23 protein-coding genes are annotated in these 24668 nt (G+C 67.2%); 14 read left to right on the top strand and 9 right to left on the bottom strand.

The features are described from left to right. Positions 1 to 42 precede the first annotated feature (42 nt). The 7 genes from IEY58_RS07160 to IEY58_RS07130 all read left to right on the top strand — a co-directional run bounded on the left by IEY58_RS07160 (position 43) and on the right by IEY58_RS07130 (position 7699). On the top strand, positions 43 to 1116 hold the full coding sequence (locus IEY58_RS07160; RefSeq protein ID WP_189044025.1) for an ABC transporter ATP-binding protein: 1074 nt from the start codon (positions 43 to 45) through the stop codon (positions 1114 to 1116). Beyond that, positions 1113 to 2021, top strand: coding sequence for an ABC transporter permease (locus tag IEY58_RS07155; RefSeq protein ID WP_189044023.1), 909 nt, complete (start codon positions 1113 to 1115; stop codon positions 2019 to 2021). The genes IEY58_RS07160 and IEY58_RS07155 overlap by 4 nt, the downstream gene beginning before the upstream one ends. After that, positions 2018 to 2875: an ABC transporter permease gene (locus tag IEY58_RS07150; RefSeq protein WP_189044021.1), complete on the top strand. Its 858-nt coding sequence runs from the start codon at positions 2018 to 2020 to the stop codon at positions 2873 to 2875. The genes IEY58_RS07155 and IEY58_RS07150 overlap by 4 nt, the downstream gene beginning before the upstream one ends. 203 nt (positions 2876 to 3078) lie before the next feature. Beyond that, positions 3079 to 3516 (top strand): FKBP-type peptidyl-prolyl cis-trans isomerase, encoded by a 438-nt coding sequence (locus tag IEY58_RS07145; protein WP_189044019.1) that lies wholly within the window; start codon positions 3079 to 3081, stop codon positions 3514 to 3516. A 91-nt stretch (positions 3517 to 3607) separates the two neighbouring features. Beyond that, entirely contained in the window at positions 3608 to 4519 is a 912-nt protein-coding gene (locus IEY58_RS07140; RefSeq protein ID WP_189044017.1) for a PhzF family phenazine biosynthesis protein, read from the top strand. 128 nt (positions 4520 to 4647) lie between these two features. Further along, the gene (locus IEY58_RS07135) at positions 4648 to 6669 is read left to right on the top strand and encodes an elongation factor G (RefSeq protein ID WP_189044015.1); all 2022 of its coding nucleotides are present in this window, start codon (positions 4648 to 4650) and stop codon (positions 6667 to 6669) included. A 184-nt stretch (positions 6670 to 6853) separates the two neighbouring features. Then, a complete protein-coding gene (locus IEY58_RS07130) occupies positions 6854 to 7699 on the top strand; it encodes an MBL fold metallo-hydrolase (RefSeq protein ID WP_189044013.1) in 846 nt (281 codons plus the stop codon). Here the strand turns inward: IEY58_RS07130 and IEY58_RS07125 are convergent. The 3 genes from IEY58_RS07125 to IEY58_RS07115 all read right to left on the bottom strand — a co-directional run bounded on the left by IEY58_RS07125 (position 7680) and on the right by IEY58_RS07115 (position 9857). After that, the gene (locus IEY58_RS07125) at positions 7680 to 7973 is read right to left on the bottom strand and encodes a GYD domain-containing protein (RefSeq protein WP_189044011.1); all 294 of its coding nucleotides are present in this window, start codon (positions 7971 to 7973) and stop codon (positions 7680 to 7682) included. The two genes, IEY58_RS07130 and IEY58_RS07125, sit on opposite strands and share 20 nt — an antisense overlap. 147 nt (positions 7974 to 8120) lie before the next feature. Further along, on the bottom strand, positions 8121 to 8489 hold the full coding sequence (locus IEY58_RS07120) for a 5-carboxymethyl-2-hydroxymuconate isomerase (protein ID WP_189044009.1): 369 nt from the start codon (positions 8487 to 8489) through the stop codon (positions 8121 to 8123). Between the two features lie 24 nt (positions 8490 to 8513). After that, a complete protein-coding gene (locus IEY58_RS07115) occupies positions 8514 to 9857 on the bottom strand; it encodes a glutamine synthetase family protein (RefSeq protein ID WP_189044007.1) in 1344 nt (447 codons plus the stop codon). Between the two features lie 131 nt (positions 9858 to 9988). Here IEY58_RS07115 and IEY58_RS07110 point away from each other — a divergent pair, with 131 nt between their 5' ends. From IEY58_RS07110 to IEY58_RS07085, 6 genes are all read left to right on the top strand, one after another. Beyond that, positions 9989 to 11266 (top strand): NAD(P)/FAD-dependent oxidoreductase, encoded by a 1278-nt coding sequence (locus tag IEY58_RS07110; protein WP_308422398.1) that lies wholly within the window; start codon positions 9989 to 9991, stop codon positions 11264 to 11266. A gap of 246 nt (positions 11267 to 11512) precedes the next feature. Beyond that, positions 11513 to 12628: a polyamine ABC transporter substrate-binding protein gene (locus tag IEY58_RS07105; RefSeq protein WP_189044005.1), complete on the top strand. Its 1116-nt coding sequence runs from the start codon at positions 11513 to 11515 to the stop codon at positions 12626 to 12628. 99 nt (positions 12629 to 12727) lie between these two features. Beyond that, a complete protein-coding gene (locus tag IEY58_RS07100) occupies positions 12728 to 13867 on the top strand; it encodes an ABC transporter ATP-binding protein (RefSeq protein WP_229743550.1) in 1140 nt (379 codons plus the stop codon). Between the two features lie 11 nt (positions 13868 to 13878). Continuing rightward, complete coding sequence (locus IEY58_RS07095) at positions 13879 to 14856, top strand: ABC transporter permease subunit (protein WP_189044001.1); 978 nt, start codon at positions 13879 to 13881, stop codon at positions 14854 to 14856. After that, on the top strand, positions 14853 to 15701 hold the full coding sequence (locus IEY58_RS07090) for an ABC transporter permease subunit (RefSeq protein WP_229743549.1): 849 nt from the start codon (positions 14853 to 14855) through the stop codon (positions 15699 to 15701). Before IEY58_RS07095 ends, IEY58_RS07090 begins: the two co-directional genes overlap by 4 nt. 188 nt (positions 15702 to 15889) lie before the next feature. After that, positions 15890 to 17281, top strand: a complete 1392-nt coding sequence (locus tag IEY58_RS07085) for an AAA family ATPase (RefSeq protein WP_189043999.1) — start codon at positions 15890 to 15892, stop codon at positions 17279 to 17281. A gap of 27 nt (positions 17282 to 17308) precedes the next feature. Here IEY58_RS07085 and IEY58_RS07080 read toward each other — a convergent pair whose 3' ends face one another. After that, positions 17309 to 18247 (bottom strand): tetratricopeptide repeat protein, encoded by a 939-nt coding sequence (locus IEY58_RS07080; RefSeq protein ID WP_189043997.1) that lies wholly within the window; start codon positions 18245 to 18247, stop codon positions 17309 to 17311. 493 nt (positions 18248 to 18740) lie between these two features. Between IEY58_RS07080 and IEY58_RS07075 the strand changes: the two genes are divergently transcribed. Next, positions 18741 to 19055 (top strand): hypothetical protein, encoded by a 315-nt coding sequence (locus IEY58_RS07075; protein ID WP_189043995.1) that lies wholly within the window; start codon positions 18741 to 18743, stop codon positions 19053 to 19055. A 155-nt stretch (positions 19056 to 19210) separates the two neighbouring features. On the opposite strand, the gene IEY58_RS07070 is transcribed toward IEY58_RS07075, so the two are convergent. The 5 genes from IEY58_RS07070 to metC all read right to left on the bottom strand — a co-directional run bounded on the left by IEY58_RS07070 (position 19211) and on the right by metC (position 24631). Further along, positions 19211 to 19381, bottom strand: coding sequence for a hypothetical protein (locus IEY58_RS07070; protein WP_189043993.1), 171 nt, complete (start codon positions 19379 to 19381; stop codon positions 19211 to 19213). Positions 19382 to 19476: 95 nt separating this feature from the next. Beyond that, the gene (locus IEY58_RS07065; protein WP_189043991.1) at positions 19477 to 20943 is read right to left on the bottom strand and encodes a S8 family serine peptidase; all 1467 of its coding nucleotides are present in this window, start codon (positions 20941 to 20943) and stop codon (positions 19477 to 19479) included. 65 nt (positions 20944 to 21008) lie between these two features. Further along, on the bottom strand, positions 21009 to 22862 hold the full coding sequence (locus IEY58_RS07060; protein WP_189043989.1) for an ABCB family ABC transporter ATP-binding protein/permease: 1854 nt from the start codon (positions 22860 to 22862) through the stop codon (positions 21009 to 21011). Between the two features lie 128 nt (positions 22863 to 22990). After that, positions 22991 to 23377, bottom strand: a complete 387-nt coding sequence (locus IEY58_RS07055) for a hypothetical protein (RefSeq protein ID WP_189043987.1) — start codon at positions 23375 to 23377, stop codon at positions 22991 to 22993. A 66-nt stretch (positions 23378 to 23443) separates the two neighbouring features. Then, positions 23444 to 24631, bottom strand: a complete 1188-nt coding sequence (gene metC, locus IEY58_RS07050; protein ID WP_189043985.1) for a cystathionine beta-lyase — start codon at positions 24629 to 24631, stop codon at positions 23444 to 23446. Between the last annotated feature and the right edge of the window lie 37 nt (positions 24632 to 24668).

Genomic DNA, 24668 nt, shown 5'->3' with positions numbered 1-24668 from the left:
TGCCGCCGGCACCGCCGCAGCGTCGATAAGGGTGGATCAGCCATGGCGACCGGGCCGATCGACGGCAATTTCGACACGCTGAAGCTCGATAAGGTGACCCGGCGCTTCGCCGGCATCACCGCGCTCGACGGGCTCGACCTCACCATCAAGCGCGGCGAGTTCATCGCGCTGCTCGGGCCCTCGGGCTGCGGCAAATCGACGGCGCTCAACTGTCTGGCCGGGCTCCTGCCCCTGACCGGCGGCGCCATCTGGCTCGACGACCAGCGCATCGACGTGCTCCGGCCGGAACAGCGCGGCTTCGGCATGGTGTTCCAGAGCTACGCGCTGTTCCCGCACATGACCGTGCGCAAGAACATCGGCTTCGGCCTGATGATGCGGAAGGTCGCCAAGGCCGAGATCGACCGGCGCGTCACCGACGCGCTCAAGATGGTCCGGCTCGAGGCCCATGCGGAGAAGCTGCCGGGCCAGCTCTCGGGCGGCCAGCAGCAGCGCGTCGCGATCGCGCGCGCCATCGTGGTCCAGCCGCCGCTCGTGCTGATGGATGAGCCGCTCTCGAACCTCGACGCCAAGCTGCGCCTGGAGATGCGCGTCGAGATCCGCCGCATCCATCGTGAGCTCGGCCGCTCGACCATTTATGTCACGCACGACCAGGACGAGGCGCTGTCGCTCGCCGACCGCATCGTCGTGCTGCATGACGGGCGGGTCCAGCAGGTGGGGCCGCCCGAGGATCTCTATGCCCGGCCGTCCAATCTCGAGGTCGCCCGCTTCATGGGCTATCAGAACTCGCTGTCGCTGGGTGTCGTCGGCAACGGAACCGGCGAGACGAAGCTCGCCGGTCCTGGTGTCACGCTCCAGGGCGTGGGCAAGGTCAACACGCCGCGCGCCATCGCCTCGATCCGGCCGGAGGATCTGGTCGCCGGTGCCGAGGGCGACAATATCGTCGAGGCGCGCGTGACCGGCGCTGAATATGCGGGCCGCGAGTTCGTCGGCACGGCCGTCACCCAGGATGGCCAGCCGGTCATCTTCCGCAGCCTGCGTCGTATCTCGCAGGACGAGGTCGTGCGTCTGTCTGTGCCGACGGAGCGTGTACGTGTGTTCGCGGAGCCCGGCGCATGAGCACGCTCGCAGCCCCCGGTGGCGGCATTGCCGGCGCCAAGCCCGGCTGGCGCACCGCGCTCGGCTGGGACGGGACGACGCTGCTGGTTCTGCCGGCGGTGCTGTTCGTGTTCGCCTTCTTCATCTTCCCCTGCATCTACGGCCTGGCGCTGTCGTTCATGCCGACCAAGGGCGGGGCGTTCGACAATTACATCCGCTTCTTCACCGAGGAGCGGTTCTATTCGACGATCTGGAAGACCTTGCTGATCGCCTTGCCGGCGACCACGGCGAACGTGTTCCTGGCGCTGCCGATCGCTTTCGCCCTCCGGAAGTCGAGCAAGTTCCAGCGGGTGGTGACGGCGGTCCTGGTCGTGCCGATCACGCTCGGCACCGTGCTGGTGGCACAGGGCCTCTTGGGCTATCTCGGCCCCAACGGCTGGTTCATCCGCATCCTGCACATGCTGCACCTGGTCGACGGACCGATCCGGCTCACGCACAACTACATTGGCGTGCTGCTGTCGCTCATCATCACCGGCTTCCCATTCTCGTTCCTGCTGACGCTCTCCTACGTCACGGGCATCGATCCGATGCTGGCCAAGGCGGCGGCGACCTTGGGTGCCAGCCCCTGGACCCAGTTCAAGCAGATCTACCTGCCGCTCCTGGCGCCGGGCCTCGCCATGGGCTTCTGCCTTGCCTTCGTGCAGTCCTTCGCGGTCTTCCCGTCCGCGGTACTGCTGGGCGAGCCGGCCGGTGCCACGCGGGTCATGGCGCTCGCCGTCTATCAGTTGGCTTACGAAGACTACAACGCACCGATGGCCGCGGCCGGCGCCATGGTGATGGGCGTGGTACAGCTCATCGTCGTCGCCTGCATCCTGGGCTTCCGCAGCCTGTTCTATCGCGGTCCGGTTGGAGGGACGAAGGGATGACCGGCGCAGCTCTCACCCGCAGCGGCGATTTCCAGGCGCCGTTCTGGAACCGCGTGTGGCATGTCACGCTCTGGGCGCTCGTCTGGCTGTTCATCCTGAACGTCGCCGGCGTCGTGGCATCGGTCGCGGTCGATTCCTTCGGCACGCGCTGGTTCGGCACCTGGCTGCCGGAAGGCTTTACCTCCAAGTGGTACTTCAGCGCCTGGGACGAGTTCCAGCTGAACGACGTCCTGATCGTGACGGTCAAGGTCGTGGCAGCCGTCGTGCTGATCTCGGTCATCCTGGGCGTGCCGGCCGCCTATGCGCTGGCGCGGCGCGAGTTCGCCGGCAAGCGGACGATCCTGCTGCTGCTGGTCCTGCCGGTGCTGGTGCCGACCATCACCTACGGCGTGCCGCTCGCAACCCTGCTCTATCGGGTCAACCTCGGTGGCACGCTCACCGGCGTCATCATCGCCAACCTGGTGCCGACCGTGCCGTTCGTCGTGCTGGTCATGACGCCGTTCATCGAGCAGATCGATCAGCGGCTCGAATCGGCGGCGCGGGTGTGCGGGGCGGGCACCTGGTCGGTGTTCCGCTACGTGCTGGTGCCGCTCTTGGCGCCCGGCATCATGGCGGCAGCACTTCTCGTGCTGGTGCGTTCGATTGGCATGTTCGAGCTCACGTTCCTCACCGCCGGCCCGGACAGCCAGACGCTGGTCGTCTCGCTCTATGCCGCCGCCTTCTCGGCCGGCATCCGGGCGAACCAGTCGCTGGACGCGCTCGCCGTCGTCTACATGGTCTCGTCACTGTTCTGGCTGATCATAGCACTCCGGTTCGTGAACCCGGTGCAATTGGTCGGTCGCGTCCGCGACTAGGGCAAGGTCGCGTCAGATCGACGCCGATCTGACGCGTGAATCTTGCCCTATTCCAATAAGTTGGAGACCGATTCACCGCTCACGTCGTTTCGACGTGAGCGGATCGGGCTCCAGCTGGCGCTCGCCTCTCGGCCCGGATGTCGCTAGTCTCTGGCGCCATTCGGGCCGGCGGCCGCCGGTCTTCCTCAGCGCCAAGAGGCTCCATGTTCCTGTCGCGTTTGCTCCCCGCCGCCCTTCTGCTGGCCGTCGCGGCTCAGCCGCTCGCCGCCCGTCCGGCCATGGCCGCCACCGAGGCCACGACGCCGAGCGGGCTTCGCATCATCGACACGCGTCCCGGCATCGGCCCCGTGCCGCAGGCCGGCCAGACCGTCACGGTGCATTACACCGGCTGGCTGTTCGTCAACGGCAAGAAAGGCAAGGAATTCGACAGCTCGGTCGATCGTGGCGAGCCGTTTTCCTTCACGCTCGGCCAGGGCGAGGTGATCAAGGGCTGGGACGAGGGCGTCGCCACCATGCATATCGGCGGCAAGCGCACGCTCATCATCCCGCCGGATCTCGGCTATGGCGCGCGTGGTGCCGGCCAGGACATCCCGCCGAATGCGACGCTGATCTTCGACGTCGAGCTGCTCGGCGCGAAGTAGCAGGGCTCGCCCCGCGGGCGAGATTTCCTCAGTTGTGGTTGAGGGCTCCAGTGGCGACACTCGGAGCCCTTTCCGATCTCCGGGGTGCCCCATGTCCGAGTACGGCTATCTCACTGCCGACGTGTTCACCGACCAGCCGTTTGGCGGCAATCCGCTCGCCATGTTCCCCGAGGCGAAGGGCCTCGCGGCCGAGACCATGCAGCGGCTCGCGGCCGAGTTCAATCTGAGCGAGACCGTGTTCGTGCTGCCGCCCGGGGACCCGGCCCATACGGCGCGCCTGCGCATCTTCACCCCGGCGGTGGAACTGCCGTTCGCCGGGCACCCGACCGTCGGCACAGCGTTGATCCTGGCCGAAACCGGCCGGCTTGGCGCGATCGATCGGCGGCGTGACATCGTGCTCGAGGAAGGGGCGGGGCCGGTGCCGGTGACGATCGAGCGCGATGCGGCGGGCCGGCTCAAGGCCACGCTCACCAGCCCGGTTGTGCCGAGCCGCCGGCCGGAAAGCTTCGACGCGGCGCAATTCGCCGCCGCTGTCGGGCTCGACGAAGCGGCTCTCGAGCCTGGCGTTCCGGGCGCCATCTTCAATGTCGGCGTGTCCTTCGCGATCCTGCCGGTCAGGCCTGAGCGGCTTGCCGCGGCACGTCTCGACCTCGGTCTCTGGCGCCGCCATTTCGCCGACACGCCGGCCCAGCATTTCTATCTGGCCGCACTCGACGACTGGGCCCTGGGCCGCACGGCCCGCGTCCGCATGTTCGCCCCGGCCATGGGCGTGATGGAGGACCCGGCGACGGGCGCCGCCGCGGCCGCCTTTACGGGCTTTCTTGCGGCCCACCAGCACCCGGCCGACGGCGTCGCGCGCTGGATCCTGTCCCAGGGCGCCGAGATTGGCCGTCCAAGCGAAATCGAGATCAGCGCCGACATCGTGGGCGGCACGCTCAAGGCCGCGCGCGTCGGCGGTACGGCCGTATTGATGAGCCGCGGCAGTTTCGATCTCCCCTCCTGAAGGGGCTCGACAAGCGTCCCCAAACGGCGCGAGGCTAACGGCATCGGTCGGCGCCCGCGCCGAAAGATGCCGGCGCCGCCATCGCGAGAGGTCGCCCGAAAGCGCGACCCCGATAGGGAGGCGCCGCCATGCCTGCGCAAATCACATCAACCGATAATGGATCGGGGGCCGCGGCAACGGCCCGTCCCCGTGCCGCGGCCCTGGTGGGGCCCTATGGTAGCGGCAAGAGCACGCTCTTCGAGGCCCTGATGGCGGCGGCAGGCACGCCGATCCGCCGGTCCGGCGATCCCCGAGCCCGGACCATGAGCACGGAACTTGCCATCGGTCATTGCCGGTTCATGGGCGATCCCTGGTCGATCATCGACTGCCCCGGTTCCATCGAATTCGCCTTCGAGGCTTCGGCTGCGCTGAGCGCGGTCGACATCGCCGTCGTCGTGTGCGAGCCCTCGCCCGAGCGCGCGCTGACCGTGGCGCCGCTGCTCAAGGAATTGGACGAGCGCGGCGTTCCCCATCTCCTGTTCGTCAACAAGGTGGACACGCTCAACGGCCGCGTGCGCGACACGCTGGCCGCACTGCAGGAGTTTTCCAAAAATCCCCTCGTCCTGCGCCAGGTGCCGATCCGCGAGGCCGATGGCGTCGTGGGCTATGTCGACGTGGTGAGCGACCGGGCCTATCGCTATCGCAAGGGTGCTGCGTCGGAACTGATCAAGGTGCCGGCCCAGATGCGCGAGCGCGAGGGCGAGGCGCGGGAAGCGCTGGTCGAGGTGCTGGCCGATCGCGATGACGGCCTCCTGGAGAAAATCCTGGAAGATGTCCAGCTGACGCCGGGCGAGATCTTCGAGCAGCTGAAGAAGGACCAGTGCGAGGGTACGATCGTCGAGACCCTGCTGGGGGCGGCCTCGCTCGACCATGGCGTGCGCCGGCTGTGGAAGGCGCTGCGCCACGACGGGCCGGACCCGGCGATGACTGCGGCACGGAGCGGCATCGAGGGGGCGGGCGAGCCGCTGTTCCAGACGTTCAAGACCGTCTATGCCGCCCATGCCGGCAAGCTCAGCTATGCCCGGGTCTGGCGCGGGCCGGTCAAGGACGGCGCCAATTTCGGCGCCACCCGGATCGGTGGCGTCTATCGCATGGCCGGCGGCGAGGCGGTCAAGGTTGCCCAGGCCGAAGCCGGTGAGATCGTGGGGCTTGCGCGTCTCGAAGGTGTCGCGACCGGCATGGCGCTCGGCCCCGCCGGCCCGGTCGAGGGCATCACGTTCCCGCCGCCGCCGCCCGCGGTCTATGCGCTGACCGTGACGCCGCAGGACCGCAAGGATGACGTGAAACTGTCGGCGGCACTCCATCGCCTGGTCGAGGAGGATTCGTCGCTGGGCCTGATCCAGGATCGCGAGACGGGCGAGACCGTGCTCACGGGCCAGGGCGAGATCCATCTCAACGCCGCGCTCGATCGTCTGGGGCGCAACTCGGGTGTCAAGCTCGCGACCCATCGCCCGCAGGTCGCGTTCAAGGAGACGATCCGCAAGCCCGTGCAGCAGCATGCGCGCTTGAAGCGCCAGACCGGCGGCCACGGCCAGTTCGCCGACGTCAAGCTGTCGCTCGAGCCCCTGGGGCGCGGCGACGGCTTCCGCTTCACCGACAAGGTCGTGGGCGGCGCCGTGCCCCGGCAATATATCCCGGCCGTGGGCGAGGCGGCGGAGGAGGCGACGCGCAAGGGACCGTTCGGCTTCCCGGTGGTCGACGTCGGCGTGACCCTGCTCGACGGCGGCTACCATACGGTCGACAGTTCCGACATGGCGTTCAAGACGGCGGCGCGCATGGCGATGACCGAAGGCCTCGCCAAGGCCGAGCCGATGCTGCTGGAGCCGATCGACCATGTCACGGTCCGCGTGCCAACCACCTACACGTCGACAGCGCAGCGCATCCTGAGCGGCCGGCGCGGGCAGATCCTGGGCTATGCCGAAAAGCCCGGCTGGCACGGCTGGGACGAGGTCGAGGCCCTGGTGCCGGCGGTCGAGCTGCACGACCTGATCATCGAGCTGCGCTCCGCCAGCATGGGCGTCGGCAGCTATACCCACGAGTTCGACCACCTGGCCGAAGCCCGCGGCCGCTCGGCCGAACGTATCCAGCAGGCGGCGGCAAGCGGGAAGTGAGGGAAGTCTAACTACCTGATTACCCGACGAAATCTGAAAGTCGGCTTATCATGGGCGTCATGGCCGGGCTTGCCCCGGCCATCCACGCGCCAACACCAGCTGGCACTTGACCGGCAATGCGTGGATCCCTGGGTCAAGCCCGGGGATGACGACAGAAAGACGTGCCATCATCGGAGTCCCCCACATGCCTGCCTATCTCTGTACCGCCTGCGGCCTGCAGTTTCCGCCGGCCGAGGCGCCGCCGGCGCGGTGCCCGGTGTGCGACGAGACGCGGCAGTTCATTCCCGCGGTCGGTCAGACGTGGACCACGCTGGACGCGCTCAGCCGCCGGCACCGCAACGCGTTCCAGCGGATCGAGCCAGGCCTCTACGGCATCGGCACCACACCGGACTTCGCCATCGGCCAGCGGGCGCTGCTCGTCCGTCGGCCGGAGGGCAACATCCTGTGGGACTGCGTGGCACTCATCGACGACGCCACGATCGATCTCATCCAGGGCCTGGGCGGCATCAGCGCGATCGCGATCTCGCATCCGCACTATTACACGACGATGATCGAATGGAGCCGGGCGTTCGGCGATGTGCCGATCCATCTGCACGAGGCGGACCGTGCCTTCGTCGCGCGCCCGGACCCGGCGATCCGCTTCTGGTCGGGCGACCGGCTCGACCTCGGCGGCGGCGTGAGCGTGATCCGGACCGGCGGCCATTTCCCGGGCTCGGCCGTGTTGCACTGGCCGGCGGGGGCGGAAGGGCAGGGCGTGCTGCTCACCGGCGACACGATCCAGGTCGTGGCCGACCGGCGCTGGGTCAGCTTCATGTACAGCTATCCGAACCAGATCCCGCTGCCGGCGCGGGCCGTTGCCGCCGTCCGCGACGCGGTGGAGCCGCTGGCGTTCGAGCGGATCTACGGCGCTTTCTGGCACAGCATCGTGGCCGAGGACGCGAAGGGCGCCGTTCGCCGCTCGGCAGACCGCTATATTGCCGCGATCACCGAGCCGGCGGCCGGCGCTTCCTCTAGGCGAGAGACCGCATGATCTCGCGATAGGCGGGCTCCGGAAAGGCCTTCAGCGTCTGCGTCCGGACGTAGCCGAGCATGCCGAGCTGTACGCTGAAGCGCGCCGCCACCGCATCGTCCGGTGCTTCATAGACGGCAACGAAGTCGTATTTGCCCATGGTAAGGAAGAGCTGCGCGAAATCGCCGCCCATCTCCTTGAGCATTTTCCGCGCCGTGTCGACACGGTTGGGAGAGTCCTTCGCGGTCTGGGCGCCGCGATCGGTCCAATTGGCGAGCATGATGTAGGTCGTCATGGCACATCCTCCCGATGGCCCGGCCACCTCCTCGGGGCTGTCGAAGGGACCATGCTTGGCGCTCAGCACAAGGCAAGGAGTTCCGCGGCCCGGAGCGCTCCGTCGGCCATCGGGCGCATCCTAGCACGGGGTGGCCGGTAGCGGCGTTCACACGTCCTCGGATCGGCGCCGGAAGCTGAGCTCGGGGATCTCGTGGACCTCCACGTTCAGGATGATGGACCGCGCCTTGAACACGGCGGCGAGGCTGTCCGACGCCGCGTCGAGAAGCGCCTTGCCCAGCGCCTCCTGCACCGCCTTCGGCCGGCCGGCCTTGAGCCGGACGGTGACGAGGACGAAGCCGTTCTCGGGATTGCCGTCGCCGGTGATCGCGAGCTCGCGCACGACGGCGCGGCTGCGGATCGCCCAGACTTCGAAGAGCCCCGATGCGGCGGCGGTCTGGTGCACCGTCTCGAGCAGCGCCGGGATCGAGACGACGTCCGCCAGGTTGGCGGAATATTCGACGATGAGATGGGGCATCGGGGGCGGTTTCCCTGTGCAGGCTTAGACGTTCAGGAGCAGGTTCTCGCGCTCCCAGCTCGAGATCACGCGCTGGTAGGCCTCGTATTCCGCCTGCTTCACGTGCGTCACCGCGGCGATGAACTTGGCGCCCAGGATCTCCTTCAGCGGCTCGCAGGCCTTGAATTTCTCGAGCGCGTCCGACTGGTGGCGCGGCAGCGAGAAGGGCCGGCCGTGGGCGCTGCCGCGGACCGGAGCGTCGGGCCGCAGGTTGAGCGTCATGCCGAGATAGCCGCAGGCGAGCGAGGCGGCGAGCGCCAGATAGGGGTTGGCGTCGGCGCCGGCGACCCGGTTCTCGACCCGACGGTTGTCGGGCGCCGACAGCGGCACGCGCAACCCCACGGTGCGGTTGTCGCGGCCCCAGTGGACGTTGATCGGCGCGTCGGTGCCGGCGATGAGGCGCCGGTAGGAATTCACGTTCGGCGCCAGCAGCGGCATGACCATGGGCAGGAACTTCTGCAGGCCCGCGATATGGCCGCGGAACAGGTCCGTGTCCTGGTTGTCGTCGGTCGCGAACAGGTTCCGGCCGGTATCGAGGTCGATGATGCTCTGGTGGATGTGCATGGCCGAGCCGGGCTCGTTCTGCATCGGCTTCGCCATGAAGGTCGCGTAGATCTGGTGGCGCACCGCCGCCTCGCGCACCGTGCGCTTGAACAGGAAGACCTGGTCGGCGAGCACCAGCGCCTCGCCATGGTTGAAGTTGATTTCGATCTGCGCCGCGCCCGCCTCGTGCGCCAGCGTGTCGATGTCGATCTCCTGCGCCTCGCAATAGTCGTAGACGTCCTCGAAGATCGGGTCGAACTCGTTGACCGCGTCGATGCCGTAGGCCTGGCGGCCGCTCTCAGTCCGGCCGGTCCGGCCGACCGGCGGCACCAGCGGATAGTCCGGGTCGGTGTTGATCTGCACCAGGAAGAATTCGAGTTCCGGCGCCACGATCGGCTTCCAGCCCTTGGCGGCATAGAGCTCGAGCACCCGCTGCAGCACGAAGCGCGGCGAAATGTCGACCTTGCCGCCGTCGGCATAGACGCAGTCGCTGATGACCTGGGCCGTGGGCTCCTTGTGCCAGGGGACGATGCGGATCGTCGACTCGTCCGGCAGCATGTAGATGTCGCTGTTCTCGGGGCTGGTCACATCCTCGTCGTCCGGGAAGTCGCCGGTCACGGTCTGGACGAAGATCGCCTCTGGCATCCGGAGGCCCCGATCGCGCAAGATGCGCAGGAATTTCTCGGCGGGAAGGATCTTGCCGCGGGCGATGCCCGACAGATCCGGTACCAGGCATTCCACTTCGGTAATCTGATGGTCTTTGATGAAGGTCTCCAAGAGACTCATGCTGCCTCAGCCGCTGCCAGGGGCAGGCGGCGCTCCTCTGCCGTTATGACGTCCGGGTTCCACTATGCGCCGAACCCGCAAGGTCGCCAACGGGGCACGCCTGGATTTTGTTGCGCTGCGGGAGGTGGCGCTTGACTGGTGCCTCGGCCCATGTCGACAGCTGGTACCTGCGCACGGCCAATCCGATCCCGACTTACCTGCCGCTCGCGGGCGAGGCGTCGGCCGACGTGGCCGTGCTCGGCGCCGGCTATGCCGGCCTGTCGGCGGCGCTGCATCTGGCCGAGCGCGGCTTCAAGGTCGTGGTGCTCGAGGCAAGGCGGGTCGGCTGGGGCGCTTCGGGCCGTAACGGCGGCCAGCTCGTCACCGGCTTCAACCCGTCGATCGCGACCCTCGGCAAATGGGTCGGGCCGGACGACGCGCGCCGGCTCTGGGGCCTGGCCGAGGAGGCGCGCCGGCTGGTCGAGGAGACCATCACCCGTCACGGCATCGCCTGCGCGCTGACGCGCGGCTATCTCTTCGCGGGCTTGAAGCCACGGCACATGGCCGACCTCGAGACCATGAAGGCGGAATGGCAGGCCCTTGGCCATGACGGCGCCGTGCTGCTCGACCAGGCGGAGATGCGCGCGCGCGTCGGCTCGCGCAGCTATGTGGGCGGTCTCTATGACCCCTTGGGCGGCCATCTGCATCCGCTCAACTATGCGCTGGGCCTGGCCGATGCCTGCCGCGCCCAGGGGGTCACGATCCACGAGGACTCGCCGGTGACCGCGATCGATGCGGGCGCAGAGCCGTCGCTGACCACGGCGAAGGGGCGGGTCCGGGCCAACGCGCTCGTGCTCGCCGGCAACGCGCTCCTGGGTCGCCTCGTCCCGGGCCTCGCGCGCATGATCGCGCCGGTCGGCACCTATATCGCCGCGACCGAGCGGCTGGGGCGTGCGCGCATCCGCCAGCTGCTGCGCGACGACATCGCCGTTTGCGACATGAATTTCGTGCTGAACTACTATCGGCGTACGCCGGACGACCGGCTGCTGTTCGGCGCCCGCGTCAGCTATTCCGGGCGCGATCCGGCCGACCTTCGAAGCCAGATGCGCCGGTCGATGCTGAAGACCTTCCCGCAGCTGGCGGACGTGCGCTTCGACCAGGTCTGGGGCGGCCTCGTCGACATCACGGTCAATCGCGCGCCGCACCTGGGCCGGATCGGGCCGACCAGCTATTTCGCCCAGGGCTTCTCGGGCCAGGGGGTGACGCTCACCGCCATCGCCGGCCGCGTCATGGCCGAGGCGATTGCGGGCCAGGCCGAGCGCTTCGACCTCTTCGCCCGCATTCCGCACGCGCCATTCCCGGGCGGCCCGTTCCGGACGCCCGCGCTGATGCTGGCGATGCTCTGGTACCGGCTCCGGGACCTGATTTAGTGGCCCTTCGGTCACGCGTCGATATGTCCCGGTCTCGCTGGGGAAACCCAGGCCGCCCGCGCGCTTGACAAGGGCTTTCGGAAATTGTTCGGATGCGCCGGTCGCAACTCCGAAAACGCGTTCCTGACAAAAGGCGACAAGGCCCGGCCTGAGGCCTCCGATCCCGGTGTCCCGGTGTGGCGTCTATGGGCGTGGTGTCTATGGAGAAGCGGCAGGGGGCTTCAATCGATCCAGGGGGACGACGGCATGGTCAAGCGACAGGTTCTGTTGGCGACGGTCGCGGCAGCAGCACTCGCGGGTGCGCTCGCGACGGCGGGTTCGGCGCAGGCTGCGGACAGCACGCAGCTCAACATCTACAACTGGTCCGACTATATCGGCACCGACACGGTCGCGAACTTCGAGAAGGCAACCGGCATCAAGGTGTCCTATGACACCTACGATGCGAACGAGACGCTCGACGGCAAGCTCAAGGCCGGCCATTCGGGCTACGACCTGGTCATGCCCTCGCTGACGCCGTTCCTGGCCCAGCAGATCCAGTCCGGCATCTACCAGCCGCTCGACAAGTCGAAGCTCGCGAACTGGAGCCATCTCGACAAGGGCCTGCTCGGCCGCATGGCCAAGTACGACAAGGATAATGCGCACGCCATCCCGTGGGTCACCGGCACCACCGGCATCGGCGTCGTGATGGAAAAGGTGAAGGCGATCGATCCGAATGCGCAGATCGACAGCCTGAGCTTCATCTTCGACCCGAAGATCCTCGCCAAGTACAAGGGCTGCGGCATCACGATGCTGGACACGCCGACCGACGTGTTCCCGGCGGCGCTCAAGTACCTGGGCCTCGATCCGGATAGCCAGAAGAAGGAAGACATCGAGAAGGCGGCCGATGTCGTCATGAAGATCCGGCCCTATATCCGGAAGTTCGACAGCTCGGAATACATCAACGACTTGGCCAACGGCGACGTCTGCGTCTCGTGGGGCTATTCGAGCGACATCAACCTGGCCCGCCGGCGCGCGGCCGAGGCGAACAAGGGCGTCACCGTCGCCTACAAGATCCCGAAGGAGGGCTCGGAGCGCTACATCGACACGGTGGCGATGCCGAAGGACGCCCCGCATGCGGATGCGGCCCTGAAGTTCCTGAACTACATCATGCAGCCCGAGGTCATGGCCGAGACTTCGAACACGATCTACGGCCAGAGCGGCAATGCCGACGCCATCAAGTTCGTGAAGCCGGAAATCGCCAACGATCCCGGCATCTTCCCGCCGGCCGACGTCGAGGCGAAGCTGTTCTCGATCTCGGTATCGAACAAGGACATTGAACGTCTGAAGAACCGGCTCTGGACGAAGATCAAGAGCGGGCATTAATAGAGGTCCCAGATGCTTGCGGTGCCGGTGGAGGGCGTGCCCCTTCGCCGGCATCGTGACATCAGAACCTTGGATCCCTTCACGAAGGTACCCGGCCCTGTGACCACCCCCTCCGTTCGCGAGAGCGAGCCCTGGCGCGACCTGTCGGCCGAAGCGCATATCAAGATCGATCAGCTCGTGAAGGTCTTCGGCGAGACCCGCGCCGTCGACGAAGTGAGCCTCGGCATCCATCGCGGCGAGCTGTTCTCGCTCCTGGGCGGGTCCGGGTGCGGCAAGACCACGCTTCTGCGCATGCTCGCGGGCTTCGTGACCCCCGATGCCGGCTCGATCGTCATCGACGGCCAGGACGTGAGCCGCGTGCCGCCCTACGAGCGGCCGGTCAACATGATGTTCCAGTCCTATGCCCTCTTCCCGCACATGACGGTCGAGGACAACGTTGCCTTCGGACTGCGGCGCGACGGTGTCGAGAAGGGCGAGATCAAGCGGCGCGTCGGTGAGGCGCTGGAGCTCGTGCAACTGGGGGCACTCGCGCGCCGCAAGCCCGGCCAATTGTCTGGCGGCCAGCGCCAGCGCGTGGCGCTCGCGCGTTCGATCATCAAGCGGCCCAAGGTGCTGCTCCTGGACGAGCCCTTGTCGGCGCTCGACAAGAAGCTGCGCGAGGCGACGCAGTATGAGCTGCGGCTGATTCAGGAGCAGGTCGGCATCACCTTCGTCATGGTCACCCACGACCAGGAGGAGGCGATGACCATGTCGACGCGGATCGCCGTCATGAACCACGGCAAGATCGTCCAGGTCGGCACGCCGAGCGAGATCTACGAATACCCACAGAGCCGCTTCGTCGCGGACTTCATCGGCTCGGTCAACCTGTTCGAGGGGCGCTTGAGGGAGAGCTTCGCCGACCATGCCGTGATCGAAAGCGCCGAGGCCGGCGCCGACCTGGTCGTGAGCCATGCGGCGGGCCATTTGCCGGGCGCCGCCCTCTGCGTCGCGGTCAGGCCCGAGAAGCTCCGGCTCGCCAAGGCCGCGGACGGGCTCGACCTGCCGAACGGGCTCGCAGGCCGGGTGCGCGACGTGGCTTATCTCGGCGATTCCTGCGTCTATCACGTGACGCTCGAGAGCGGCAAAGTGGTCACGGCGACCGCGCCCAACCTCGGCCGCTGGAGGGACCAGCCGTTCGGGCGCGACGAGGAGGTCATCGTCGGCTGGACGGCCCAGGCCTCGATCCTGGTCGAGCCGTGAGCGAGCTCCCCATGAACGGGCTTCGCGAGGGCGGGCGTCTGGCGAGTGGGCATTCGGTGGGCGGGCGTCCAAAGAGCGGCCTCTGGGCGGCACTCCGCGCCCGGCTGCCGAGGCGCGGCCTCGTCATCTCGGCACCCTATCTCTGGCTGGGGCTGTTCTTCCTCGTGCCGTTCCTGCTGGTCTTGAAGATCAGCTTCGCCGACAGCGACACGACCATTCCGCCCTATACGCCGCTGTTCTCGTTCGACGACGACAGCAGCGCGCTGCAGATCACGCTGCACCTCGACAATTTCCTCCGGCTCGTCAGCGACGACCCGATCTATCTGCTCTCGTACCTGAGCTCGCTCCGGAATGCCGCGGTTACCACGGTCTGCTGCCTCCTGATCGGCTATCCGATGGCCTACGCCATCGCACGGGCGCGCCAGCACCTGCGGCCGGTGCTGCTGATGATGATCGTGCTGCCGTTCTGGACGTCGTTCCTGATCCGCATCTACGCCTGGATCGGCATCCTCAAGGACAACGGGCTCTTCAACAATTTCCTGATCTGGCTCGGCGTCATCGACCAGCCGATCACGATCCTCAACACCCAGACCGCCGTCTACATCGGCATGGTCTATGCCTATCTGCCGTTCATGGTGCTGCCGCTCTACGCGACCCTGGAGAAGCTCGACGTGTCGCTCCTGGAGGCGGCCATGGACCTGGGCGCCCGGCCGCTTCGCGCCTTCTGGGCCGTGACCCTGCCGCTGTCGCTGCCGGGCATCGTCGCGGGCTCGCTGCTGGTCTTCATCCCGGCGGTCGGCGAATTCATCATCCCGACACTGCTCGGCGGCGCCGACACGCTCACCATCTCGACCCAGCTCTGGAGCGAGTTCTTCGCCAACCGCGACTGGCCGATGGCGTCGGCCGTGACGGTCGTCATGGTGGCGCTGCTGGTCGTGCCGCTCATGCTGCTGCAGCGGGCACAGGGCCGAGCGGAGGCCCAACGATGAGCAACGGGGCAATGACCAGCAGCGGCGTCATCGACGGTTTCGTGCGCGGTCGCTGGTTCCTGCCGACAGCACTCATTTGCGGGCTCATCTTCCTCTATGGGCCGATCGCGACGCTCGTCGTCTACTCGTTCAACGAATCGAAGCTCGTCACCGTCTGGTCCGGCTTCTCGGTCAAATGGTACGGCGAGCTCGCGCATAACGAACAGATCCTGGACGCTGCCTGGCTGTCGCTCCGGGTTGCGGTCGCGAGCGCCACGGGCGCGCTCGTGGTCGGCACGCTCGCGGGCTACGTGCTCTCGCGCTTCACGAGTTTTCGCGGCCGGACGCTGTTCGCCGGCATGGTCTCCGCACCGCTCGTCATGCCCGAGATCATCACCGGCATCTCCATGCTGCTGATGTTCGTGGGCCTGGAGCAGGCGATCGGCTGGCCGGCCGGCCGCGGCGTGCTGACCATCGTCATCGCGCACATCACGTTTTGCATGAGCTTCGTCGCGGTCATCGTGCAGAGCCGGCTCTCCGGCATGGACGTCTCGGTCGAGGAGGCGGCGATGGACCTGGGCGCCCGCCCGGTCCAGGTGTTCTTCCTCATTACACTGCCGCTCATGACGCCGGCGCTGGTCGCGGGCTGGCTGCTCGCCTTCTCGCTCAGCCTCGACGACTTGGTCATCACGGCCTTCGTTTCCGGCCCCGGCTCGACCACGCTGCCGCTCGTGATCTTCTCCAAGGTGCGCCTCGGCCTGAGCCCGGAGATCAACGCGCTCGCGACCGTCATCATCACCGTCGTGTCGATCGGCGTGTTCACGGCAGCGCTCTACCAGTACCGGAAGGGCAAGAGCCTCGGCTAGGGGGCGCTCCGCCGCCCCATCCTCAACCAACGATTTCATGTCTGCCTGACGACAAGAAGACCGGCGCCATTCCCCGTGTCGCGAAAATGACGCAGCGGTATAGGGGGACGGTCGCGCACTGCAAGCGTTCACAACCCGTGGCGGGCTATGCCTGCACCCCGAATCCCACTCCACGGCGTGCGCGAACTATGTATCAAACCTTTTTCGGCCTGCGTCAGACCCCGTTCGATCTCGCGGCGGATAGGTCTTTCCTGGTCGAGACCGCGAGCCAGCGGGCCGCACTCGATGCGATTGCCAATCTGGTCCGCCGCCGCGTCGGCGTCATCACGCTCGAAGGCTGGGTCGGCAGTGGCAAGTCGGAGCTGCTCAGGGCCTATGAGCGCAATGCCGACACCGACCGGGTGCGCGTGCTGCAGATCGCCCGGCGCGATTTCGACCGCGGGACCTTGCTCGAAGCCTTGGGCGAGGGGCTGGTCGGGCCGTTCGCGCCGCCGCCGCGTCTCGAGGAAATGGCAGACCTGCTTGCTGGCCGTGCCTCGGCGGGCCAGGCGACGGTCATCGTGCTCGACGATGCGCAGAAACTGACCAACGAGGCGCTGCGCGCCCTGGGCTCGCTCGCCGAGCTTGGCGACGCCGACGACGCGCCGTTGTCGATCGTGCTTGCCGTGTCGCCGCCCTTCGTCGACCTGTTCTCGCGGCCGGCGGCGGCGGCGCTCGACAAGCGGGCGAGCGCGCGGGTGCGCCTGCCGCCGTTTACGCCAGCCGAGGCGCGGACCCTGCTCGAGGAGCGGCTGAGAAGAGCCGGGGCAGAGAAGCCGGAGGCGGTGCTGACACCGGAGGCGATCGAGACGATCGTCATCGCCGCGGGCGGCATTCCGCGCAAGCTGCTGGCGCTCGGCGATCGGGTGCTGCGCGCGGGCTTCGCCGAGCGGCGCATGCCGGTCGACTATGCCACGGCCGAGACGGCGATCCGCGGCGACGCCAAGCCGCCGGCGCCGACGCCGGTCCGCGTGCGAACGCCGATCAGCGTCGAGGACGGGGAGCCCGACCGGTTCATGCCGGCGGCCGGTCGGCGGATTTCGCGTGCGGTGGTGCCGGTCTGCCTGCTGGCGGCAGCGGTCGGCCTCGGCTACTGGCTCTGGAACATCTCGAACGAGACGCCGGTGCGGCCGCTTGTCGAAACCACGACCGGCACCCCCAACGCCGCGCCGTCTGTCCCGCCGCCGACAACGCCGCAACCGACGGCCACGCAGCCAGCACCGGCGCGACCGACAACCCCGTCGCCGACCGCCCCGCCGCCGACCACGCTCACGCCGACCGCGCCGGCGGTGCCGCCGCAAACGGCGACCGTGCCGCCACTGACCCCGCCGGCCGCGCCGCCGAACGCATCGGCCGACGTGCTGTTCATTCCGGCGCGGCGCGGCGACACGCTGCGCTCGATCTATCGGACCGTCTACCGATCGTCGCGCGATCGGCCGTCGTTTGAAGCGTTGCTGGCGGCGAACCCGGGTCTCTCATCGGACAAGCGGCTCGAGGCCGGGGAGCTGGTGGCGCTGCCCGGTCCTCCTTCCAGAAATTAGCTCCGCTTTCCCGAAATTAACGGCGCATCAGCGCGCCTGCGGCTCGTCGATCTGGCTCGCCGCCTGCTTCTCCGCATCCGACAGGCGGTTGTCGAGCGAGCGGCGGTTGGCCGCGGCCGCCTCGCGCAGGCGGGCGGGGCCGTTCGAGCTCTCAGCGCGCCGGTACCAGGCATAGGCCCGCGCCGGTTCCGCCGACACGCCCAGCCCGTGCTGATAGGCATAGGCGAGATCGTACTGGGCGAGCGGGTAGCCCTGTTTCGCCGCGGTTTGGAGCGCCTCGAGCACCGACGGGTCCTTGGCGTCGATGCCGTGCGCACGCCAGGTCGCGACTGCCCGCTCGAAGGTCGCCGCCGGATCGGGCGGCAGCGCTTCTGGCCGGGCCTCGGGTCGCGGTGGCTCCGGCCTTGGCGGTTGGCGAGTGGCAACGGGCACTGGAGCCGGCGCCGGGGCGGCTTTCGGCGCGCGCTGCGCCGGTTCCCGTTCCGCAGGTTCCCGTTCTGGCATCGCGCCGGCACCGAGCGCCGCCAGCCGCTCGGCCGCCCGTGGATCGCCGGCCGCCTCAGCCTTGTAGTACCAGGCGATCGCGGCATCCGTGTTCTGCGGCAGGCCGTTGGGCGCCTCGGTCTCCTCGGCCATGACGCCCAGCGCGTAGGCAGCGGCCCCGGAGCCTGCCGCCGCGGCGGTGCGGTACCACTGTTCGGCCTGATGCATGTCTTGCGGCACGCCGCGGCCGGTCTCATAGGCATGGCCCAGCTGATAGGCCGAATCCGCATCACCCTGCTGGGCAAAGGTCCGCCAGCGGGAGACTGCGGTCGCGTAGTCGCCCATCCTGGCTGCCGTCGCCGCTTCCAGGTCGTCGGCACGGCTCGGGACCACCGCGATGGCTGTCAGGGTCGCGAGCACCAGGACGGCGGCCCCGATACCGCGTCCAAGAGCCCGATCGCCAGATTGCTGAGACGGCGTCATCCCTATCCTTATCCCCTATCCCCATCCACAAGGGACGGCGCGACGGCCTGTGAGCGCGCCGCGCCGACCGAAGCAAACGCCCTGAAACGGACAATGATCTCAAATATGGGGCGGAATGGTGTTCTGCCCCTAGTCGCCGTGGTGTCGGGATAGTCGATATCTCGGTCTGATTAGGCTCTAAGTTATTGATCGAAATGTAATCTCATCCTTTTGGTTGAATAAAATCATCTGTGCGTAATCTCGCAAGTGTATCGCCAGAATAAAGTTATCTTCTTGGGAGATTGTCTAATTTTCGGCGATCTCCTCTGGGGGGAAGTCATGAGCTTCAAGACCCTACTCAGTATTGCCGATGAGGGGCCATGGTGCGGCACGCGCCCGCCTGGGCGTCCCTGGCCACCGCGGCCTCATGTCGCGACCGAATTTTCCGAGAACCGCTACAGCGCCGACCCGGAGCCCAGCCCCTGGCGGATTGCCGAGATCGAGGTCGGCCTCTATGGCAGCCATCCGGCTGCACCAGATCGGCGCCGCCGTGACGGGCCCGATGGCCGAAGCCTTCTCGTCCGGTGCCGAGATGCTGTTCGACGACACCTGCGGCTCGGTCCCGCTGTCGGAGCTGATCTGGATCCTGCTGCATCGGCCGCCACCGCCGCCGCCCTGGTGGCTCGAGCAGATCGCTTTCGCCGGTGAGATGCTCGCCTTCGCGCAGGCCGCCCAGCAGGAAGCGCTGGCGGAAGCTGCGCAGCGCCAGGCGTTGCAAGGCCTGAACGCCCTCAAAGTCGGCTTGTCCGCCGCGCAGACGGCGGCCTGATCTGCTCCGGCCGGACCCCGGGGTCCGGCCGGGCTCTCACGCCGGCTGGAAGAACGGCGGCGGCACTTCGATCGGCTGGCTTCGAGGTTCTGCGGCATGCCGTCAGACACTGCCGTGCAAACGCGACGCGAGGTTTCCAGAGGGGTTCGTAGGACCTAGACGGCGAGCCGGTGTATCCGCCCATGGCGCGCGGCGCCGATCTTGGGGCGCCCGTACTGCTTCACCGGCGCGCTAAACCAGCCGCTGAGGCGCCCGAGGAATGCGTCCACAGCAGCCTTCTCTCCCTCGACAACGTATCCGTCGCCGAGGGCTTCCAGAAGCCTCAAGCCATCATCCGGCCCGATCAATCCCGGAACGTCCGATGGTCTTGGGCCGGTGCCGCGATATCGCAATAGGTAACGTCGCATAGCCCAATCCTATGTCAAATCGTGGGCTGACCCAACCCCTCAAAGGACTGGGGCAGCCCCATCGATTGGGCGGAGCGTTCGAGGAGTTCCTTGATGCCGAGCGCGCGGCGGGAATTGCGCACGGCCTTTAGCAGACCGGGATCGCGCGACAGGAGCGCCGCACCCGCTCCGGTAACCGCCGGACAGGCCATCGAGGTTCCACTTTCGACGGCATATCCCTTGTCGATCCAGGTAGAAATGATGCCGACGCCAGGGGCGGTAAAATCGAGTTCGCGACCGACGTTCGAAAAGCCCGCAACAAAGATGCCCGGATCATTCGCCGATCGGGGATCCGCAATATCGCCAGCTTCGACGGAATCTTTCGGAAAGGTATCGCAGTGACCGATCGCCGATACGGCCAATGAACGTTTGATCCAGGCCGGATACCCGACTGGGGAGCGTCCGGAATTGCCCGCGGCGGCAATGCACACGCAGCCTTGCTCGAAGGCAGCGCCGATCGCTTCGTTGAGGGCATCGTCCTTAACCCCGCCGCCCAAGCTGAGATTGATGAAATCGCAACCATCGGCAATCGCCCGATCGATCGCTTTGGAAATCGCCACTGTATCGGCCGGGCCGCCGCCGTAGGGAAAGACGCGGTAGCTATATATTTCCGCTTTCGGCGCCAGGCCCGTGCGCTTGCCCGCGATGATGCCCGCGACATGAGTGCCGTGCCCATCCGCTGGCCCGAAGTCATTCATATCCTCGCCAAGGACGAAGTTGCAGCCTCCCGAGACGACAATGTCGGGATGGTCGAGATCTATTCCGGTATCAATGACGCCGACTTTGACCCCGCCCCCGTTCTCCGGTGCGGGCATTGGAAAGGAACGTTTGAGAAAATCGCGATAGTCGATCTCAAGGGGATCGAGCTCGAAAACTTCTCCCGGCTTCAAATCGTGGTTTTGGGCATGGAATCCCCAAAAGCCGGCGGGTGGGTATATGAACAGCTGCTCGATCACCGTGGAGCCTGGCAAGGTGATCGTCGCTTGACCGGTGGCTCCCGTTCGCCGCCGTACGCCTGCGTTCGTCGCACGATCGACGATCGCGATCACTGTGACGTCCTGCAGCGGCCTGCCGGTTCCGCGCTCCTTGACGAAAATCCGGGTTTGAATGGCCGAACCGCTTCTGAGCGACAGGGCACGATAGCTGGCGCGCGCCAAAGGCCTTATTGCTCGGTGATATTTGCGATTCGGCAATACGCGAATATCGCGCGCCTCCCGTCTCAGCCATGTCAGATCCTGGGGATCGAGCGCCGCGACCGCGGGGCCGTTTTTCCCTATCCGATCGACGACCTTGATCTCCAGGGGCCTACCTTCGTCGACGACGTGAGTTCGCGACAATCGTTGGATCGTGCCGCCGGCGTTTGGTTCGACGATTACCGTGCCGACCTGGGGAGCGTAGAAGCCTTGCTTCGGGAGGATCAGATAGCGTTGTTCGCTGGCCATGAGCTGTCGCGCCTCCAATTTCAGGCTGCATATTATCTCATGGTACTATTTTAACGCGAGAATTTTCACGCCGGCTGAAAGAACGGCGGCGGCACTTCGATCGGCTGACCGGCCTCGGCCGCCTCCTGCTGCTTGCGCCACATCTCGGCATAGCGGCCTTGGGCCGCGATCAGCTCGTGGTGTCGGCCGCGCTCGGCGATGCGGCCCGCCTCGAGCACGATGATCTCGTCGGCATCGATGATGGTCGAGAGCCGATGGGCGATGACGAGCGTGGTGCGCCCGCGGCTCACCTCCCGCAGGTTGGCCTGGATCTCGCGCTCGGTATTGGTGTCGAGCGCGCTCGTCGCCTCGTCGAACAGCAGGATGGCCGGGTCCTTGAGGATGGTGCGCGCGATCGCGACGCGCTGCTTCTCGCCGCCCGACAGCTTGAGCCCGCGCTCGCCGACGATGGTCTTGTACTGGTCGGGCATGGCCAGGATGAAGTCGTGGATATGCGCCATGCGCGCCGCCTGCTCGATCTCGGCGGTGCCGGCGCCGGGGTGGCCATAGGCGATGTTGTAGGTGATCGTGTCGTTGAACAGCACCGTATCCTGCGGAACGATGCCCAAGGCCGCGCGCAGGCTCTTCTGGGTCACGTCGCGGATGTCCTGACCGTCGATCAGGATCTGCCCCTCATCGATGTCGTAGAAGCGGAAGAGCAGGCGGCTCAAGGTCGATTTGCCGGCGCCGGACGAGCCGACCACCGCGACCGTGTGGCCTGCGGGCACCACGAAGCTGACGCCCTTCAGGATCTCGCGCCGCGGGTCGTAGCCGAACCGCACGTTGCGGAACTCGAGTGTGGCGCCTGCGATCGCGAGCGGCTCGGCGCCCGGCCGGTCGGCGATCTCGCGCTCGACCGACATGAGCTCGAACATGCGCTCCATGTCGATCAAGGCCTGCTTGATCTCGCGATAGATGAAGCCGAAGAAGTTCAAGGGCTGATAGAGCTGCACCAGATAGGTGTTGACCAGCACGAAGTCGCCCAAGGTCATGCGGTGCGCGACGATGCCGGCGCCGGCCAGGTACATGACCACCGTCAGACCCACCGAGATGATCGCCGCCTGGCCGATGTTGAGGATCGAGAGCGAGACCTGGCTCTTGACCGCGGCGCGCTCGTAGCGCTTCAAGGCGCCGTCGAACCGGGCTGCCTCGTGCTCCTCGTTGCCGAAATACTTGACCGTCTCGTAGTTCAACAGGCTGTCGATCGCCTTGGTGTTCGCCTCGGAATCGACCTCGTTCATCTGGCGCCGGTACTTGGTGCGCCACTCGGTGATGACGAGGGTGTAGGCCATGTAGAGGGAGACGGTGACGAAAGTGGCGAGCGCGAAGCGCCAGTCGAACAGCCGCCACAGGATGACGCACACCAGGCCGATCTCGAACAGGGTCGGCAGGATGTTGAACAGCATGTACTGCAGCAGCGTCTCGATGCCCTTGGTGCCGCGCTCGATCGAGCGGGTGAGGCCGCCGGTCTGCCGCGCCAGGTGGAAGCGCAGCGACAGCGCGTGGAGATGGCGGAACACCTCGAGACCCAAGGTCCGGATCGCACGCTGGGCGACCCGGGCGAAGACCGCATCGCGCAGCTCCGAGAAGATGAGCGACAGCACGCGCGCCGAGCCGTAGGCCAGGATCAGGCTGAGCGGCACCGCGACGAGCGCCGCCGTCGTGGCGTTGCCACCGCCACCCAGCGCGTCAACGGCGCGCTTGTAGAGGATCGGGACAAAGACGTTCGCGATCTTGGCGACGACGAGGCAGCAGACCGCGAGGATCACGCGGAAGCGGAGGCCCCATTCGCCCGGCGGCCAGAGATAGGGGGCGAGCGTGCCGAGCGTGGCCAGGCTGCCGCGACGACGCGGCACGGCGGGCGAAGAGGCGTCCAACATCAGTCCTTTCGGGCGAATTGCCGAACGGTAGGTGGCGCCGCAGCCCGTCGGATCAAGGGCGCGGCGCCATCTTTCGGGGGATGGGACGTCCCAACACCCACGGCCCAGGGAAGGCGACGGCCGAAGGTCTACGGCTTCTTCTGGTCGATCGTCGGGCTGCCGCCGAGCGGGTTGCCGAACAGGTCGCGGGGCTGGACGATCGGGCCGTTCGCCTTCGAGTCCGGCGGCGTCTGCTGCAGCAACTGGTTGATCTGCTGGTTTTCCTGCTGGGTGGGCGGCCCGTTCGGGCGCGGCTGCAGGTTCTTGCCACCGACGATCGGGCTTCGGCGCAAGTCGGCGGCGCCGGTGCCAGGTAGTGTCGTGTCGTCGGACGTGGGCGTCCCCAGCTGCACTTGATCCTGCGGTTGGGCGCTATGCTTGTGCGGCGTCGGGCTCGATGTCGTCTGGGCGAAGGCGCCGCCGGCGGTGAATCCGACGATCGCCGCCAGCACGATCCATCTCGATGTCGAAGCCATCAGGTTCCCTCCATCTTTGCCGCGCGGTTCGTTGCCGCTCTCGATCGTTCAACGGTTTATGTAGGGTCAGCGGCCGGCCGCCGCCAGCCGCTCGAAGCCGGCCTCGAGGTCCGCGATCAGGTCGGCCGGATCCTCGAGTCCGGCATGGATGCGCAGGAGCGGGCCCGGGTCGGTCCAGCGGGTCGCCGTGCGGATCGCGCGCGGATCATTGGGCATGATCAGGCTCTCGTAGCCGCCCCAGCTGGCGCCCATGCCGAAGAGCATGAGCCCGTCGAGGAAGCGGGCCAGGGCCGGCCGCTCGACCGGATGGAGCACGAAGGAGAACAGGCCCGAGGCGCCGCGGAAGTCGCGCTGCCAGATCGCATGGCCCGGATCGCCGGGCAGGGCCGGATGCAGCACGCGCGCGACCTCGGGCCGGGCCTTGAGCCAGCGGGCGAGCGTGAGGCCGGTCTCCTGGCAGCGCGCGAGCCGGACCGCCAGAGTGCGCAGCCCGCGCTGGGCCAGATAGAGATCGTCGGCGCCCGAACAATGGCCGAGCGCGTTCGCCGTCGATCGCGCGGCGCGCGCATTCGGGCCGCGGCTCAGCACCAGGCCCATCATCACGTCGGAATGGCCGCCGATATATTTCGTCGCCGCCTCGACCACGAGATCGGCGCCATGATCGAACGGGTTAAAATAGAGCGCGGTCGCCCAGGTGTTGTCGGCCATGACCTTGACGCCCCGCGCGTGCGCCGCAGCGACGATCGCCGGAATGTCCTGCACCTCGAACGTGACCGATCCGGGTGACTCGGTGACGATCAGGCTGGTCTCGGGGCGGATGAGCGCTGCAATGCCGGCGCCGATCGTCGGGTCGTAGTAGGTCGTCTCGACGCCGTATTTCTTGAGCACGCCGTTGCAGATCTTGCGGCACGGGTAATAGGCGCTGTCGGTGACGAGGATATGGTCGCCCGCCTTGGTGAGCGTCATGAGCCCGACCGAGATGGCGGCCAGGCCCGACGAGACTGCGACGGCCTCGTCGGCGCCGTAAAGCTCGGCCACGGCGCCTTCGAGCGACCGGCTCGTCGGCGTGCCGAACCGGCCATAGCTGTAGCCGGCGTAGCCGGGATCGCGCACCGCGTCCCAGGCGTCGAGCGTCGGTTGCAGGATGGTCGAGGCGTGGTAGATCGGCGGGTTGACCACGCCGTGATTCTGGTGCGGCGCGCGCCCGGCATGGACGAGGCGCGTTTCGATCTTGGTATTCTTGTCGGCGGACATGAGCCCTCGGGGGCAATGGATCGCTCTATGCCCGACA

Source organism: Aliidongia dinghuensis, assembly GCF_014643535.1.
GTDB classification, from domain to species: domain Bacteria; phylum Pseudomonadota; class Alphaproteobacteria; order ATCC43930; family CGMCC-115725; genus Aliidongia; species Aliidongia dinghuensis.
The sequence above is the reverse complement of the archived record's forward strand: the minus strand, read 5'-3'. Positions and strand labels throughout refer to the sequence as shown.

Excerpts from the sequence above, each read along its gene's own strand:
- IEY58_RS07160 (WP_189044025.1), top strand. The coding sequence starts at position 43 with ATGGCGACCGGGCCGATCGACGGCAATTTCGACACGCTGAAGCTCGAT.
- IEY58_RS07155 (WP_189044023.1), top strand. The coding sequence starts at position 1,113 with ATGAGCACGCTCGCAGCCCCCGGTGGCGGCATTGCCGGCGCCAAGCCC.
- IEY58_RS07150 (WP_189044021.1), top strand. The coding sequence starts at position 2,018 with ATGACCGGCGCAGCTCTCACCCGCAGCGGCGATTTCCAGGCGCCGTTC.
- IEY58_RS07145 (WP_189044019.1), top strand. The coding sequence starts at position 3,079 with ATGTTCCTGTCGCGTTTGCTCCCCGCCGCCCTTCTGCTGGCCGTCGCG.
- IEY58_RS07140 (WP_189044017.1), top strand. The coding sequence starts at position 3,608 with ATGTCCGAGTACGGCTATCTCACTGCCGACGTGTTCACCGACCAGCCG.
- IEY58_RS07135 (WP_189044015.1), top strand. The coding sequence starts at position 4,648 with ATGCCTGCGCAAATCACATCAACCGATAATGGATCGGGGGCCGCGGCA.
- IEY58_RS07130 (WP_189044013.1), top strand. The coding sequence starts at position 6,854 with ATGCCTGCCTATCTCTGTACCGCCTGCGGCCTGCAGTTTCCGCCGGCC.
- IEY58_RS07125 (WP_189044011.1), bottom strand. The coding sequence starts at position 7,973 with ATGACGACCTACATCATGCTCGCCAATTGGACCGATCGCGGCGCCCAG.
- IEY58_RS07120 (WP_189044009.1), bottom strand. The coding sequence starts at position 8,489 with ATGCCCCATCTCATCGTCGAATATTCCGCCAACCTGGCGGACGTCGTC.
- IEY58_RS07115 (WP_189044007.1), bottom strand. The coding sequence starts at position 9,857 with ATGAGTCTCTTGGAGACCTTCATCAAAGACCATCAGATTACCGAAGTG.
- IEY58_RS07105 (WP_189044005.1), top strand. The coding sequence starts at position 11,513 with ATGGTCAAGCGACAGGTTCTGTTGGCGACGGTCGCGGCAGCAGCACTC.
- IEY58_RS07095 (WP_189044001.1), top strand. The coding sequence starts at position 13,879 with ATGAACGGGCTTCGCGAGGGCGGGCGTCTGGCGAGTGGGCATTCGGTG.
- IEY58_RS07090 (WP_229743549.1), top strand. The coding sequence starts at position 14,853 with ATGAGCAACGGGGCAATGACCAGCAGCGGCGTCATCGACGGTTTCGTG.
- IEY58_RS07085 (WP_189043999.1), top strand. The coding sequence starts at position 15,890 with ATGTATCAAACCTTTTTCGGCCTGCGTCAGACCCCGTTCGATCTCGCG.
- IEY58_RS07080 (WP_189043997.1), bottom strand. The coding sequence starts at position 18,247 with ATGACGCCGTCTCAGCAATCTGGCGATCGGGCTCTTGGACGCGGTATC.
- IEY58_RS07075 (WP_189043995.1), top strand. The coding sequence starts at position 18,741 with ATGGCAGCCATCCGGCTGCACCAGATCGGCGCCGCCGTGACGGGCCCG.
- IEY58_RS07065 (WP_189043991.1), bottom strand. The coding sequence starts at position 20,943 with ATGGCCAGCGAACAACGCTATCTGATCCTCCCGAAGCAAGGCTTCTAC.
- IEY58_RS07060 (WP_189043989.1), bottom strand. The coding sequence starts at position 22,862 with ATGTTGGACGCCTCTTCGCCCGCCGTGCCGCGTCGTCGCGGCAGCCTG.
- IEY58_RS07055 (WP_189043987.1), bottom strand. The coding sequence starts at position 23,377 with ATGGCTTCGACATCGAGATGGATCGTGCTGGCGGCGATCGTCGGATTC.
- metC (WP_189043985.1), bottom strand. The coding sequence starts at position 24,631 with ATGTCCGCCGACAAGAATACCAAGATCGAAACGCGCCTCGTCCATGCC.